Here is a 1,492-nt window from a genome sequence, read left to right as displayed (position 1 = left end):
TTACCCTAACAGATCCCCTTAACCTTCCAGCACCGGGCAGGCGTCAGCTCCTATACATCGTCTTGCGACTTAGCAGAAACCTATGTTTTTGGTAAACAGTCGCTTGGGCCTATTCTCTGCGGCCATGTTTCCATGGCACCCCTTCTCCCTAAGTTACGGGGTCATTTTGCCGAGTTCCTTAACAACAGTTCTCTGGCTGGCCTTAGGATACTCTCCTCACCCACCTGTGTCGGTTTGCGGTACAGGCACCTTTAACCTCGATAGAGACTTTTCTCGACAGTGTGAAATCAGCTACTTCGCTACTAAATTTCGCTCCGCATCGTACCCCAGCATTATTCAGGCGGATTTGCCTACCTGAACTGCCTCAATACTTGCCCGCACATAACCAACAGTGCGGTTAGCTTATCCTACTGTGTCATCCCATTTCTCAAACGGTTATTGGTGGTACAGGAATATCAACCTGTTGTCCATCACCTACGCCTTTCGGCCTCGGCTTAGGTCCTGACTAACCCAGGGCGGACGAACCTTCCCCTGGAAACCTTGGGTTTACGGCCTGTGGGATTCTCACCCACATCTCGCTACTCATGCCAACATTCTCACTTCTATACAGTCCACATCTCCTTACGGTAATGCTTCAATCCGTATAGAAAGCTCTCCTACCCATCATAAATGATGCCGTAGCTTCGGTAGTACGTTTTAGCCCCGGAAATTTTCGGCGCAGGATCACTCGACCAGTGAGCTATTACGCACTCTTTAAATGAGTGGCTGCTTCTAAGCCAACATCCTGGTTGTCTGTGCAATCCCACATCCTTTACCACTTAACGTACATTTAGGGACCTTAGCTGACGATCTGGGCTGTTGCCCTTTTGACTATGAATCTTATCACCCATAGTCTGACTCCCAAGTATAAGAATACGGTATTCGGAGTTTGATAGTCTTCGGTAAGTGCAATACCCCCTAGGACATTCAGTGCTCTACCCCCGTTTCTCTAAATCTTGAGGCTAGCCCTAAAGCTATTTCGGAGAGAACCAGCTATCTCCGGGCTCGATTGGAATTTCACCGCTATCCACAGGTCATCCCCGAGCTTTTCAACGCTCGTGGGTTCGGTCCTCCACGAAATTTTACTTTCGCTTCAACCTGCCCATGGATAGGTCGCCCGGTTTCGGGTCTACGTCAACTAACTATACGCCCAGTTAAGACTCGCTTTCGCTGCGGCTCCACACCTTAAGTGCTTAACCTTGCTAGGTAACGTAACTCGTTGGCCCGTTCTACAAAAAGTACGCAGTCACACAAGTAATGTGCTCCTACAGCTTGTAAGTGTAGGGTTTCAGGTTCTATTTCACTCCCCTCCCGGGGTTCTTTTCACCTTTCCCTCACGGTACTATACGCTATCGGTCACTAGGTAGTATTTAGGCTTGGAGGATGGTCCCTCCTGCTTCCCACAGGGTTTCACGTGTCCCGTGGTACTCTGGATCATATCTGAAGTCTTCTT

Annotated in this window: 1 rRNA gene; it reads right to left on the bottom strand. The window is 49.2% G+C overall.

Annotated features, from left to right (window positions below):
- A 23S ribosomal RNA gene (locus K0040_RS19760) occupies positions 1-1,492 on the bottom strand; the annotation flags it as partial.

Origin of the sequence: Terrisporobacter petrolearius (assembly GCF_020748185.1) — a bacterium.
In the GTDB taxonomy this organism is placed as follows: Bacteria; Bacillota; Clostridia; order Peptostreptococcales; family Peptostreptococcaceae; genus Terrisporobacter; species Terrisporobacter petrolearius.
The sequence above is the reverse complement of the archived record's forward strand: the minus strand, read 5'-3'. Positions and strand labels throughout refer to the sequence as shown.